Consider the following 13,828-nt stretch of genomic DNA (forward strand, 5'->3'; position numbering starts at 1 on the left):
GAGCGGGTTTTCCACAATCCGGCGGTCGTCCACAGGCCGCAGCACGGACTCCCCGTCCGGTCCAGCATGGAGATCGACAGCGCAAGGGTTCGATCGACGGCCGGACCGGGCGGGGTTCTTCTCTGTCGTGCCGGCGTCGGGGATACGGGGGCAGGGGCAGTGAACGAGACGATGGTGACGCTGGTCGGCAACGCGGCCACACAGGTGGAGTGGCGGGACTCGGCGACGGGCGGCGCGGCGAGGTTCCGCCTCGCGGTGACCGCGCGCCGCTTCGACCGGGAGAAGCAGGCGTGGGTCGACGGGGCCACCAGCTTCTACACGGTGTGGGCGGCGCGCACCCTCGGGAAGAACCTGACGGGTTCGGTCGCGATCGGCGAACCGTTGCTGGTGCACGGCCGGTTGAAGGTCCGCGCCGAAGAGCGGCAGGACGGTACGCGCTGGTTCTCGGCGGACGTCGACGCGGTGGCGATCGGGCACGACATGACGCGGGGGACGACGGCGTTCCGGCGGGTGTTCAAGGGGGAGGCGGTCGCGGTCGGGCGCGACGAACGAGCCGGTTTCCAGGGGGAGGTGGGCGGCTCGGCACCGGCGGATTCGGCCGGGGGCGGCCCCGGTCCCGGCGCTGCGGGGCCGGTCGACGGGGGTGCGGGGCCGGTCAGTGGGGGTGCGCCGGTGGTATGGGAGTCGGTTTCGGCCACTGTTTCGGACGCGGCCCCGATGGGCGTCTAGACGGCGGGACTTGGGGGATCGGGGGTGCGGAGGAGGGCCGCCGGGGAGAGACGCCGAAGCGCCGGTGGAGCGGTGCCTGCGGCCCGGTGGAGCGGGGCGTTGCCCCGAAACTCCCCATCTGTGCCGGGGATTTGTCGACACGATGAGCTGGCACACGTGTTCCGCGATAACGATTGCGAATCGGAATGGTTATCTGATGTCATCACCGCGAAACGTCGGCTTCCGGATCCCTAGGATTCCCGCGTACTCACGGGGCACTTGAGTCTGCCGGCGAGGCACTTCCCCCACGCGCACCCCTCGTGCACGCGCACCACATGCGAAAGCGCCTCGCCCGAAGGGGAATTCTGTGTTTTCAGCCGTTCACGGGCCTTCTGCCCGCAAGCGGGGTGCACTGCGCCTCGCCACCGTCACTGCTGTGTCGGGCCTCGTCGCGGTCGGTGCGATAGCCGGTGCGGGCACGTCCTTCGCGGACACGCCGGACCAGCAGGGTCAGGGCGGTGCCTCCGCCACCATCCAGGGCCTGGAGCCCGGCTCGTTCGCCGACGCGTTCATCATCGGTGACCACGGCAAGAGGCAGAAGGTCTCGGCCGGCCTGTTCCGGATGAACGTGGACGGCGGCGGTACGTTGCGCACGTACTGCATCGACATCCACAACCCGACGCAGCACGAGGCCAAGTACCGCGAGACGCCGTGGAGCGGCACCTCGCTGGCGAACAACAAGGATGCCGGCAAGATCCGCTGGATCCTCGAGAACTCCTACCCGCAGAAGAACGACCTCGGCCAGCTGGCCGCGGCCGCGGGCATCAAGGGGAAGCTGAACAACGCCGAGGCCGCGGCGGCCACCCAGGCAGCCATTTGGCACTACTCGGACGGCGCCACCGTCGAGGTCAAGAACAAGGTCGGTGAGCAGCTCGCCGAGTGGCTGGTCAGCAGCGCACAGGTCGTTGAGGAGCCCAAGGCCTCCCTGACCCTCGACAACGCGTCGGTCGCGGGCAAGGCCGGTTCGAAGCTCGGCCCGATCATCGTCCACACCAACGCCGGCAAGGTGACGGTCACCCCGTCCGAGGAGCTCAAGGGCGCGGGCGTCAAGGTGATCGACAAGGCAGGGAAGAGCCTCTCCGCCGCCACCAACAGCAGCGAGCTGTACTTCGACGTCCCGGCGGGCGCCCAGCCCGGTGCCGGTACCGTGCGCCTCTCGGCCACCACGCAGGTGCCGGTCGGCCGCGCGTTCGCCAGTGACTCCAAGAGCCAGACGCAGATCCTGGCCGGCTCCAGCGACTCGACGGTCAACGCCGAAGCCAAGGTGACCTGGGCCGAGCAGGGTGCGATGCCCGCCGTGACGGTCAAGAAGGACTGCGCCAAGGGCGGCGTGGACATCACCGTCACCAACAAGGGCGACAAGGCCTACCCGGTGACCGTCGGCGGCAAGACCCTCGGATCCGTCAAGCCCGGTGAGTCCAAGACCCTCCTGTTCCCCGTCGCCGAGGATCAGAAGTACGACTTCACCCTTGCCGGCCAGCACTTCTCCGGCGTCCTCGACTGCAAGACGGCCGGCACCGGCACCCCGTCGCCCGCCCCGTCCACCCCGTCCTCCAAGCCCAGCCCGGCCTCGGCCGGCGGCAGCTCCACCGGCACCACCGGCGGCACCAACCTCGCCGAGACCGGCAGCTCCAGCTCCACCCCGATGATCGCCGGCGCGGCTGTCGCGCTGGTCCTGGTCGGCGGCGGCGCGGTGTTCTTCCTCCGCAAGAAGAAGACGGCCGGTCAGTAGGCACCAGCCCGCCCCGTCAGCAGGCAGAAGCCGGCGGCCCACGCAAGTGAGCCCGCGGTGACCACCCGCCGACGACCGACGGCCCCGGTACGCAGCTGCGTACCGGGGCCGTCGCGGTTGCTCCGGCACGCGGCGGGGACGCTCACCGACCGGCGACCACAGCGCGTCACCACCCGGCTACCCCGGGGGCCGCTGCGCGGCCGGATAGCGGGGCCGGGGTGGAACCCGTTTCCTCCGAAGGGTGGACCCCTGGCAAGATGGGGTGTATCTGCCCACAGCCCGATTCACACTGCCGGACGGTTTCTCTTGGCTGAGTACATCTACACCATGCGCAAGACGCGCAAGGCGCACGGCGACAAGGTGATCCTTGACGACGTCACGCTGAGCTTCCTGCCCGGCGCGAAGATCGGTGTGGTCGGTCCTAACGGTGCCGGTAAGTCCACCGTTCTCAAGATCATGGCGGGCCTTGAGCAGCCCTCCAACGGTGACGCCTTCCTGTCGCCCGGTTACAGCGTCGGCATCCTCATGCAGGAGCCCCAGCTCGACGAGGCGAAGACGGTCCTGGAGAACGTGCAGGACGGCGCCGCCGAGATCATGGGCAAGCTCAAGCGCTTCAACGAGGTCGCCGAGCTCATGGCGACGGACTACTCGGACGCGCTGCTGGACGAGATGGGCAAGCTCCAGGAGGACCTTGACCACGCCAACGCCTGGGACCTCGACGCCCAGCTGGAGCAGGCCATGGACGCGCTGGGCTGCCCGCCCGGCGACTGGCCCGTCGTCAACCTCTCCGGCGGCGAGAAGCGCCGCGTGGCGCTCTGCAAGCTGCTCATCGAGGCCCCGGACCTGCTCCTCCTCGACGAGCCCACCAACCACCTCGACGCCGAGTCGGTGAACTGGCTGGAGCAGCACCTCTCGAAGTACGCGGGCGCCGTGGTCGCCGTCACCCACGACCGGTACTTCCTGAACAACGTCGCCGAGTGGATCCTCGAACTCGACCGCGGCCGCGCGATCCCCTACGAGGGCAACTACTCCACGTACCTCGACAAGAAGTCGGCCCGCCTCAAGGTCGAGGGCCGCAAGGACGAGAAGCGCCAGAAGCGGCTCAAGGAAGAGCTGGAGTGGGTGCGGTCCAACGCCAAGGGGCGTCAGACCAAGTCCAAGGCGCGCCTCGCCCGTTACGAGGAGATGGCCGCCGAGGCCGACAAGATGCGGAAGCTGGACTTCGAGGAGATCCAGATCCCGCCGGGCCCGCGCCTCGGGTCCATCGTCGTCGAGGTCGAGAACCTCTCCAAGGCGTTCGGCGACAAGGTCCTCATCGACGACCTGAGCTTCACGCTCCCGCGCAACGGCATCGTCGGCATCATCGGCCCCAACGGCGCCGGCAAGACCACGCTGTTCAAGATGCTCCAGGGTCTTGAGACGCCGGACAACGGCTCCATCAAGATCGGCGAGACCGTCAAGATCTCGTACGTCGACCAGAGCCGCGCCAACATCGACCCGAAGAAGACGCTGTGGGCCGTCGTCTCCGACGAGCTCGACTACATCAACGTCGGCCAGGTCGAGATGCCGTCGCGCGCCTACGTCAGCGCGTTCGGATTCAAGGGCCCGGACCAGCAGAAGCCCGCCGGTGTGCTCTCCGGTGGTGAGCGCAACCGCCTCAACCTGGCGCTCACGCTCAAGGAGGGCGGCAACCTGCTGCTCCTCGACGAGCCCACCAACGACCTCGACGTCGAGACGCTGTCCTCGCTGGAGAACGCGCTCCTGGAGTTCCCCGGTGCCGCCGTCGTGATCTCCCACGACCGCTGGTTCCTGGACCGGGTGGCCACCCACATCCTCGCCTACGAGGGCGAGTCCAAGTGGTACTGGTTCGAGGGCAACTTCGAGTCGTACGAGAAGAACAAGGTCGAGCGCCTCGGTGCGGACGCGGCCCGGCCGCACCGCGCCACGTACAAGAAGCTCACGCGAGGCTGAGTCCAGTGAGCCGTCATATCTACCGCTGCCCGATGCGCTGGTCGGACATGGATGCCTTCGGGCACGTCAACAATGTGGTCTTCCTCCGCTACTTGGAGGAAGCCCGCATCGACTTCATGTTCCGGCTGGCGCCGGGTGACGGGTCGCCGTCGTTCCAGGGCGGGTCCGTCGTGGCCCGGCATGAGATCGACTACAAGCGGCCCCTGGTGCACCGGCACGAGCCGGTGACCATCGAGTCGTGGGTGACGAAGATCGGGGCGGCGTCCCTGACCATCGCGTACGAGATCAAGGACCCGGAGGAGGGTGGGCAGGTGTACGTCACCGCGTCGACCGTCGTCGTGCCCTTCGATCTCGCGGCGGGCCGGCCGCGGCGGATCACCGCCGAGGAGAAGGCCTTCCTGAAGGGGTACCTCGACGACGGCGCGTCCGCCGGCGGCGCGTCCGAGGGTGCGTCCTCCGTCGACGGCGCGTCCACCGGCGGGCAGGAGCGGGCCGCGGCATGAGCGCGGTGCTCCGGTTCGACGACGCGAGGGAGGTGGCGGATCTCGCCGCCTTCCTGGGACGGCTGATCCACTACGACCGTGCCGCCGCGGTCCGCCTCCAGGCGGGCGGCGGGGCGCTGGCCGTCTTCGGCCGGCCGCCCTCCTTCGAGGTGCTGGCGATCCGCACGGCCCGCCTCTGCGACGACGCGGTCGCGCTGGACGTGACCGTCTCCGCGGGTGAACTCCTGGAATCCCTGGACGAGCCGGCGTGCGCGGCGGGTGTTCCCTCGGCCGTCACCGGGCCCCCGTGGGCCGGGGTGCTGCCGCCGCGCGGTGGCTGGCAGCCGGTGCCGGGGCTGCCGGAGCCGGAACGGATGCGGGGCGCGGTCGCGGCCGCGGTCGCCGAATTCCGGGCCAGGGACGCGGCGTTGCCCGAGGAGAGGCGTACCAGCGCCGAGCGTGAGCTGATCGGGCGCGAGATCTGGTCCCGCACGCTCGGCTCGACCGACCTGCCGCTGCGGGCCGTCCACGCGGCGCAGTCCCTCGGCTTCCTGCGCCCGGTCCGCGCGCTCGCCTCGGCGGGCGCCCCGTCCGCCCCCGAGCCGGCCGCCCTCTTCGCCTCCGGCCCCTGGCTCCGCCTGCGCACCCCGTACGGCTCCATCGCCCTGCGCCGCGCGGGCGTCGTCGGCCTCTCCGTAACCCCGGCGTAGCCGGCAGCCAGGGCCGGGGCTCCGTGCCGCCCCTGAAGGCCCAACGGTGTTGAGCTGGCCCGGCATCGATCCCGCCGCCAATCGCCGGACGGGCTGAGGATGTGCATGCCGCCCGGCGTGGAGTAGCTTCCTCAAACGCCGGACGGGCTGGGGATGCGCGTGCCGCCCGGCATGGAGTAGTCGGGGGCGCGGGGAACTGCGCGACCAGCCAGGCACGGTCCGCACCCGAAGGCGGGGTTGCCTGGGGCTCCGCCCCAGACCCCGTTTCGGGCCTGAACGGCCCTCGTCCTCAATCGCCGGACGGGCTGGGGATGTGCGTGCCGCCCGGCATGGAGTAGTCGGGGGCGCGGGGAACTGCGCGACCAGCCAGGCACGGTCCGCACTCGGAGGCGGGGTTGCTGGGGCTCCGCCCCAGGCCCCGTTCGCGCCTTGAGGGCGCTCGTCCTCAATCGCCGGACGGGCTGAGGTGGTTGCACTGGGCATGCTGCCAAGGCCGGCCCACCTGGGGGCGCGACGCCCCCGCCCAGCGCGCCTCACCGCTCGCCCCCGGAGGGCCACCGCTCGTCCGCCCACACCTGGATGTGGTCCGTCTCCAGTTCCAGGGCCACCCGGTGTTCCATGTTCAGTGCGCGGGTGTACTCCGCCGGGAGTTGCAGGCGGCCCGCTCGGTCGAGCATCGCGTATTCGCGGGCCACCAGGGACTCCTCGCCCGTCGCCGCGTCGATCTGGGTGCGGCGCAGCACCTCCGTCGAGGTGCGGCCGTCGCGGATGGCCACCGTGCGGCGGACCTCGCCCGCCACCGCCTGGTCGTGGGTGACGATCACGATCGTCGTGCCCAGCTCCTCGTTGGCCTTGCGGAACGCCCCGAAGATCTGCTCGCCGGTCGCCGAGTCGAGTTCGCCCGTCGGCTCGTCGGCGAGGAGCACCGAGGGGCTGTTGGCGAGGGCCACCGCGATCGCGACGCGCTGCTGCTCGCCGCCCGACATCTGGTGGGGCCTGCGGTCGCGGCAGTGCGCGACCTCCAGCATGGTCAGGAGCGCGTCGGCCCGTTCGGCCTTCTTCCGTTTGGCGAGCCCGCCGTGCAACTGCATGGGCAGGGCCACGTTCTGTACCGCCGTGAGGTACGGCAGCAGGTTGCGGGCGGTCTGCTGCCAGACGAAGCCCACCACGTCGCGGCGGTAGCCGAGGCGGGCCCCCGCGTCCATGGCGAGCAGGTCGCGCCCCGCCACCCGGGCCGCTCCGGCCGTCGGCACGTCGAGGCCCGCCAGGATGTTCATCAGCGTCGACTTGCCGCTGCCCGACGCCCCGACCAGTGCCATCAACTCGCCCTCGGCGACGAGGAGATCGAGCCCCTGCAGGGCCTGGACCTCCACGCCGTCGGTGGTGAAGACGCGGACCAGCCGGTCGCAGGCGATCAGCGCGTCGTGGCCGTAGGCCGGCCGGTCGCGGTGGGCGGTCGCCCGGCGCTCCAGGTCGTCGAGCGATGGGGGCGATGTCGTCATCGAGCGTCTCCTGCCCTGAGTTCGGTGATGGATCCACGGCGGCCGCTCCACCACGCCTGCGCCGCCGCCACGCCCGTCGCGAGGAGCAGCACGCACCCGGCGGGCAGTGCGAGCGACACCGGGTCGGCGCGCAGCCGGGCGCCGACCGGTGCCAGGCCGCTGGTGGTGGCCAGTGCCAGGCCCGTGAGGTCGATGCCGGGCGCGAGCAGGGCGATCGACGCCCAGCCGGTGAGGGCGCCGCCCGCCGCCGCGAGGAACGCCGACGGCAGCGATTCGAGGACGAGGAGCGTACGGCCCTGGCGCCGGGTGAGGCCCATGGTGCGCAGCCGTGCGAGCAGCGCGGACCGTTCGGGGGCGCCGCGCAGCAGCGCGAGGAGCAGGGCGAGCGCGGCATAGCCGGCGCCCGCCGCGACGGCCGCGCCGTAGACGCGCCCCGCGCCGGTCTGGAGCGGGGAGTCGGTGAACTCCTGCCGCGCCTCGGAGCGCAGCCGCACCCCGGCTTGGCTGCCCCGGACGGTCTCGCGCAGCGCCTTCGCGTCGATGGAGCCACCGCCGACCAGCAGCGATGTGGGGTCCTGGGCGGGGAGGGCGGCCGCGTCGACCAAGAGGTAGTCGACGCCGGGTGCGGCCGCCGAGCCGTCCTGGGCGGCGCTCACGCGGACGGTCACGTCACGGCCGGCGACCCGCAGTCTGACCGGCTCCTTGCCGAGGTGCCGGGCGACGGCCGGCGAGGCGAGGGCGGGCAGGACCGTCGAGCCCGGTACCGCCGTGAGCCGGGCGGCGTCGACACCGAGCGCGGTGCCGGCGGTCAGCCGGGCGTACGAGTCGGGCTCCACCCCGGCGACGGCCACCTTGGTGCCCCCGGGCAGGGCGACCTCGTACTCCGTGTGCACCGGCGACACGCCCCGCACGCCCGGCACCCGCGCCACCCGCCCCGCCAGGTCCTTCGGCAGGGACACGGCGTCGACGCGGGCGTCGGTGCCCGTCCGGTAGAGCGCGGCCAGGTCGCGGGCGTCGGCGGTGCCGGCGAGGACCGATCCGCCGAACGCGGCCGTCGACAGCGCCGTGAGCAGCGCCAGCAGTGGCAGCGCGCCGCCGCCGGAGGCGCGTCCGGCGCGGGCCAGCGACAGGAAGCCGACGACGCCGCGCAGCCGGGCCGCGGGACGGGCCGCCCAGCGCAGCGGCAGCGGATGGAGCCGGATGAGGACCAGCGCGGCGATCACCCCGACGAGCACCGGCGCCGCGCTGATCAGCCCGTCGGCGGCGTCGCCCGCTGTGCCGCGGCGGCGCAGCGCGAACACCGCGCCCACCGCGAGCACGAGCAGCGTCAGCTCGGCGACGGTGCGCCGCGCGGAGGGCTTCTCCCGTACGAGGTCGGTGCGTTCGGCGGCGGAGCGGACCGTGCGGTGGGCCGCCACGGCGCGCAGCGGCAGGGCGAGACAGCCGAGCAGCGCGACCGCGCCCGCCGCGGCGAGCGCGGGGCCGAGCCGGCCGTTGGGTACGACGAGGACGGCGAGGAGCAGACCGAGGCCGGCGGCGGGGATCACCACGACCGCGTTCTCCGTGAGGAGCCGCCCGGCGATCTGGCGCAGTGAGCCGCCCCGGGCGCGCAGCAGGGCGAGTTCGGCGGCGCGGCGGGCCGAGGCGAGGCCGCCCGCCATCAGCAGTACCACCGCCGCGACGGTCGCGGTGCCGAACCCGGCGACCGCGACGACCGGGCTGATCGAGTCGCGCATCGCGCCGTAGGAGGTGAGCACGGGGGCGAGCTCGGTGTAGAGGTTGAGGGGAAGGCCGCTCCGGGTCCGGATCGACGACAGGGCGGGCCCGGCCTGCAGGCTCGCGACGGCCGCCTTCAGGCCGTCGAGGCTCCGGGCGCTCAACGCGCCCGAAAGCGGGCCGAGTTGGGCGTAGATCTCGGGCTTGCTGTTGGTGGCGAGCAGGGCCGGCGCGGCGTCCGGCGCGAGCAGCAGGCCGCCGTGCCAGAACTGCGGGGGGTCGCCGCCGGACGACGGCACGGACTCCAGTTGGGGGGTGCGCAGGAACGGCTGCACGGACCAGTAGCCGGCGTCCGGCCGCAGCGGTTCCACGATGCCGGTCACCGTCAGGCCGAGGCGCGGCCCGCTGATCCGGTCCACGTGCAGCACCGAACCCGTCGTGATGTGCAGGGTTTTGGCGGTAGCCGCGGTGACGGCGACCTCGGCCGTGGCCGACCGCTGGTCGGCGCGCCCGGTCGGCAGCCGGCCCGCCACGAGCCGTGCGTGGGCGGCCAGACCGGACTGGGCGGCCACGGTGAACCGCGGCGCGAGCCCGCTGGGCCGCGGCAGATACGGCTCGTCGGACTCCAGGTTCTGCCCGGTCCGCAGCCCGTACGCCGCCTGCGCCAGATCGGCCGTGAGCGGGGCCGGCACGTTCGTGGCCGCCGTGTCGAAGTGCTCCTTCAGCCGGGCGGGCGCGACCATCGCGGCCCGCTGCTCGTCGCTCTCGCCGAGCCCCGGCGCACCCGCAGTGAACTGCAGGGCGGTGCGGGCGGGCGAAGCCGTCGCCACGGTCCTGCGCAGCCCGTCGTCCTCGTACGTGTCGACGCCGCGCGGGTAGGCGGCGGCCGGCCACGCCGTCATCAGGACCAGCAGGGCGAGCGCGGCCGCGGCGCCCGGAGCGGTCCGCAGGCGGGTGCGCACCCAGGGTGTGACTGCCGTGCCGGTCATGTCAGTTGCCCCCTTGGACGCGGAGTGTGACGGCCGGGTCGGTGCGCCGCAGGGCGATCGCCGCCACGATGAGCAGCGGCACCGCGGCGACCCCGGCGAGCAGCAGCGCCACCCGGCCCGCGGGCAGCTCGACGACGACACCCGGCACCGGCTGGGCGGCCTGGTCGGTCAGGACGATCAGCGGCACCACCGCCCGGGTGAGGACTTCGCCCAGGACGAGCCCGGCGGTCAGCGCGACCGCGACGAGGACGCCCTGCTCGGCGGCGATCAGCCGGGCGAGCTGGCGGCGCGGGGTGCCGAGCGCGCGCAGCACCCCGAACTCCTGGCCGCGTTCGCGCAGCGACCCGGCCGCGCTCACCGAGAAGCCGACCGCGGCGAGCGCGGCGGCGACGAGCGACACGGCGGCGAGCGCCGACTGGGGCCCCGCGCCCAGCGGGTCGTCGCTGAGCCGGCGCGCGATGTCCGCGCGGGCCACGATCTGCGCCGGGTCGGTGTCCGGACGGGCCCCGAGCGCCGCCGCGGCCTCCCCGGCCCGGCCCGGCGCGGTGGTCAGCCACCACTCGGTGGCGGACAGGCCGGAGGCCGGGTCGGTGTGCTGGAGGACCCGGCCGGCGGCCCGCAGGTCGAGCAGGAGGCCACCGCCGTCGACGGCGGGGGAGGCCTGCGCCGCGCCGGCCGCGCCGCTTCCGGTGGTCGGGAGCTGTCCGACGCGGGCCACGAGCTTCACCTTCACGTCCCGGCCCGCCAGCGACACGTCGACGGTCTGGCCCACCTTGCTGCCGCTGGACGCGAGGAACCGGTCGTCGGCGACGGCCGCCGGCACGGGCGGCGCGGCCTGCGTCGCGGTGAGACGGAGGGTGCGGACGGTGGGCTGCGGGGTCTGTGTCACCCACGACGGCGCGGTGTCCTGGTCCTCCTTGCCCCCGGTCCACCGGGCGGCGGGCGGCACGGCGACCGTACGGTCGATGCCGTCGGGGCCGGCGGCGTGCAGCCCGTCCAGGGCGATCCCGCCGGGGCCGACCGCGCCGGGCGGCACCTGGACGACCACGTCGAGCCCGGTCAGGAGCAGGGGGCCCGCGGGGTGTCCGGAGGGCCGTCCCGCGGCGGCGGACACGTCGAGGTCGAGGCCGTGCGCCCGGCCGTCGGCGGGCAGCGGGCCGAGGCCGAACTGGTAGCGCATCCCGTAGCGGTCCTCCAGGGTCGCCGTCACGGTGCCGGGCGGCGTGGCCGACGACGTGTCGCCGGTCAGCCGCGCGTCGAGGCGGATCCGTCCGGTGTTCTCGGGGAAGGCGGCGCCGGCCGGGGTCTCCCGCGCCGGGGCGAGCAGGGCGAGCAGATCGTGGGCCGAGCGGCCCGCGAGGTCCTCGCGCAGCAGGAAGCCGTGGGCGTCCCGGGTGTCGAGGGCGAGCACGGTCGCCGACCGGCCGCCGCTCAGCGGCACCGACTCGCGTGCCGCGGGGGCCACGGCGGTGACGCCGGGGACCGTGTCGTACGAACCGGCCTGGCCGAAGGGGGTGATGGCCGAGCCGAACACCCGGATGTCGGTACCCGCGCGGAAGTCGGCCTGGTCGCTCTGCGAGCGGTTCCAGGTGGCGGACTGCCCGAGGGTGAGCAGGCCCATCGCGACCGCGAGGATCAGGAGCAGTACGGGGCCCGCGCCGCGCAGCGGGCGGCGGCTGAACTGCCAGCCCGCGAGCGCCATCGGCAGCCCGCGCCCGCCCGCGGCCCGCCGTTCGGCGAGCCGGGCGGCCGGCGGCAGCAGCCGCAGGACCAGGACGGTCCCGGCGAGCAGGGCGAGCGCGGGCGCCGCCACCAGGAGCGGATCGATGCCGAGGCTGCCCGACGCGTCGGTGTTGAGCGCGCCGGAACCCGATGCGGAGGTCTGCCGGTCGAGTTGCCAGTAGGCGACGCCCGCGATCACCAGGAGCCCGATGTCGGCGCCCGCGCGGACCGGAGCGGGCAGCGCGCCGGCCCGGCCGCCGCGGCGCAGCGGGCCCGCCGGGAGCGCGGGGGCCACCACCGCGACGGCGCAGCCGAGCGCCACGAGCACGGCGACCAGCCACACCGTGCCGGTGAGCGAGGTGTCCAGCGGGAGGCCGGCCCGCGCGAGCGCGCCCCGAGCGGCGAGCAGCCGGGTCAGCGGGCCCGCGAGGAGCGGGGCGATCAGCGCGGCCGGCACCGCGAGCATGAGGGCCTCGGCGGCGGCGAGCCCGATGATCTGGCGCCGCGATCCGCCGCGGGCGCGCAGGAGTTCGGTCTCACCCGCCCGCTCGCTGCTCAGCAGCCGGGCCACCAGGAGCAGCGCGTACCCGGCGAGCAGGACGAGCTGGAGCGCCACGATCAGCAGGGTGGAGCGGGAGACCAGCAGGGAGCGCTCGGCCTGGTCGAGCAGCGCGGGCAGCGACGTCTCCGCGGTGGCGCCGCCCGCGAACACGGGTTGCTTCACCAGGGACTTGGGGCCCTCGGTGGCGGCCGTGCGGAGCTGCGCGATCCGGCCGACGGTGATCCGCGAGAAGTCGGCCGAGGCCAGCCAGGCGCTGGTCCCCGCGCTGACCCGCCCGCCGTCGAGCACCGAGGTGTCGGCGAGCAGCGGGCCGTACGTGGTGAAGTCGAGCTTGCGCACACCGCGACCGCCCAGCTCGTCGAGGCGCCAGTACGCGTCCGAGACGTCCTGCGCCCGGTAGACGCCGGTGATCCGCACGGTGACGCCGGGGCCGCCGAGCCGGTCGGTGAGGGCGAGCGTGGCGCCGGGGCGCAGGCCGAGCCGGCCCGCCGCGGACTCGGGCAGCGCCACCGGGAGTTCGGCGCCGCGTCCCGCGGCGGGCGCGGTGGGCCAGCTGCCCGCGGTGAGCCGGACCCGCGAGCGGTCGATCGCGGCGAACAGCGTGAGGTCGGGGTTGCCCGCGCGGGCGTACGCGGACTGCACGGAGCGCGGCAGGGCGTAGGGCCCGGACTGGGTGAACTCCCGTGTGGTGACGGGCAGTCGGTCGAAGACGGCGCCGGCGCCGGTGCGTACCGCCTCGGCGGCCGCCGGGCGCTGCTCCGGCCGCACATCGGACCGGACGGCGAGCGCGGCCGGTGCGGCGGAGCGGGTGGCGAGGGTGTGGCGCAGCGCCGCGTCCGACACCGACCCGGAGAACGAGGTCAGCGCCGCCAGGACCGAGGTCGTGAGCAGCACGGCGAGCAGCGCCGCCATGAGCAGCAGACGATGTGCGCGGACGCGCAGAAAGACAAACCCCGGCACACGGCCCCCCTCGGGCTTTTCGGCCATCCCCCCGACATAGGTCGGGATGCTGTCAGGGGGCGCGGGGTCGGGGAAACCGCTTACGGAGCGATCTTGCCCTTTCGTGATCGGAATGCGACCACAGATGACCGAGTTCCGGTCGGGAGGGCACGCTTCGCGGGTGTATTCGGGCAACCGGGCAGCGGGGGACCCCGATTGGCGTGCCCGGCCCCGGCCGGGCTCCGGCCGAGGCCCGCGTTCGGCCGCGGTGGGCTCAGCCCTCGGAGTTGACCATCGACGCGGCTGCGTACGTCAGGTAGTTCCAGAGGGTCTGCTCGTGCTCGGGGGAGAGGCCCAGCTCGTCGACGGCCGTACGCATGTGACGCAGCCAGGCGTCGTGCGCGGCCCGGTCCACCGTGAACGGAGCGTGCCGCATCCGCAGGCGCGGGTGGCCCCGGCCGTCGCTGTAGGTGCGGGGGCCGCCCCAGTACTGCATCAGGAACAGGGCGAGCCGCTCCTCGGCGGGGCCCAGGTCCTCCTCCGGGTACATCGGGCGCAGCAGCGGGTCGTCGGCGACGCCCCGGTAGAAGAGGTGGACGAGCCGGCGGAAGGTCGCCTCGCCGCCGACCTGCTCGTAGAACGTCTGCTCCTGGAGCGTGCCGCGCGGAATCTCGGTCACGTTGAACACCCTCGCAATGTCATTCGGGCCTGCCCCGGGACGCGACCCGGGGTCCA

General features: G+C 73.8%; 9 protein-coding genes. 5 read left to right on the forward strand and 4 right to left on the reverse strand.

All coding sequences use genetic code 11. The features are described 5' to 3' along the window. Positions 1–159 precede the first annotated feature (159 nt). From OOJ98_RS03655 to OOJ98_RS03675, 5 genes are all read left to right on the forward strand, one after another. The gene (locus OOJ98_RS03655; RefSeq protein ID WP_267053154.1) at positions 160–729 is read left to right on the forward strand and encodes a single-stranded DNA-binding protein; all 570 of its coding nucleotides are present in this window, start codon (positions 160–162) and stop codon (positions 727–729) included. A 415-nt stretch (positions 730–1,144) separates the two neighbouring features. Continuing rightward, positions 1,145–2,500 carry a thioester domain-containing protein gene (locus tag OOJ98_RS03660; protein WP_267053155.1) on the forward strand — a complete coding sequence of 452 codons (1,356 nt, stop codon included), beginning with the start codon at positions 1,145–1,147 and terminating at the stop codon, positions 2,498–2,500. Positions 2,501–2,806: 306 nt separating this feature from the next. Further along, positions 2,807–4,471 carry an energy-dependent translational throttle protein EttA gene (gene ettA, locus OOJ98_RS03665; RefSeq protein WP_267053156.1) on the forward strand — a complete coding sequence of 555 codons (1,665 nt, stop codon included), beginning with the start codon at positions 2,807–2,809 and terminating at the stop codon, positions 4,469–4,471. 5 nt (positions 4,472–4,476) lie between these two features. Next, complete coding sequence (locus tag OOJ98_RS03670) at positions 4,477–4,974, forward strand: thioesterase family protein (protein ID WP_267053157.1); 498 nt, start codon at positions 4,477–4,479, stop codon at positions 4,972–4,974. After that, a complete protein-coding gene (locus OOJ98_RS03675; RefSeq protein ID WP_267053158.1) occupies positions 4,971–5,663 on the forward strand; it encodes a hypothetical protein in 693 nt (230 codons plus the stop codon). The genes OOJ98_RS03670 and OOJ98_RS03675 overlap by 4 nt, the downstream gene beginning before the upstream one ends. Positions 5,664–6,196: 533 nt before the next feature. Here the strand turns inward: OOJ98_RS03675 and OOJ98_RS03680 are convergent. The 4 genes from OOJ98_RS03680 to OOJ98_RS03695 form a co-directional block, all read right to left on the reverse strand. Further along, complete coding sequence (locus OOJ98_RS03680) at positions 6,197–7,165, reverse strand: ABC transporter ATP-binding protein (RefSeq protein WP_267053159.1); 969 nt, start codon at positions 7,163–7,165, stop codon at positions 6,197–6,199. Beyond that, positions 7,162–9,870 carry an ABC transporter permease gene (locus tag OOJ98_RS03685; protein ID WP_267053160.1) on the reverse strand — a complete coding sequence of 903 codons (2,709 nt, stop codon included), beginning with the start codon at positions 9,868–9,870 and terminating at the stop codon, positions 7,162–7,164. Before OOJ98_RS03685 ends, OOJ98_RS03680 begins: the two co-directional genes overlap by 4 nt. Position 9,871: 1 nt before the next feature. After that, positions 9,872–13,114, reverse strand: a complete 3,243-nt coding sequence (locus tag OOJ98_RS03690; protein ID WP_267053161.1) for an ABC transporter permease — start codon at positions 13,112–13,114, stop codon at positions 9,872–9,874. 253 nt (positions 13,115–13,367) lie between these two features. Beyond that, on the reverse strand, positions 13,368–13,772 hold the full coding sequence (locus OOJ98_RS03695) for a globin (protein WP_267053162.1): 405 nt from the start codon (positions 13,770–13,772) through the stop codon (positions 13,368–13,370). Positions 13,773–13,828: the final 56 nt, after the last annotated feature.

Source organism: Streptomyces sp. NBC_00083 (assembly GCF_026343295.1).
Taxonomy (GTDB): Bacteria; Actinomycetota; Actinomycetes; order Streptomycetales; family Streptomycetaceae; genus Streptomyces.

Coding starts and splice junctions, on each gene's coding strand:
- OOJ98_RS03685 (WP_267053160.1), bottom strand. CDS start 9,870: ATGACCGGCACGGCAGTCACACCCTGGGTGCGCACCCGCCTGCGGACC.
- OOJ98_RS03680 (WP_267053159.1), bottom strand. CDS start 7,165: ATGACGACATCGCCCCCATCGCTCGACGACCTGGAGCGCCGGGCGACC.
- OOJ98_RS03675 (WP_267053158.1), top strand. CDS start 4,971: ATGAGCGCGGTGCTCCGGTTCGACGACGCGAGGGAGGTGGCGGATCTC.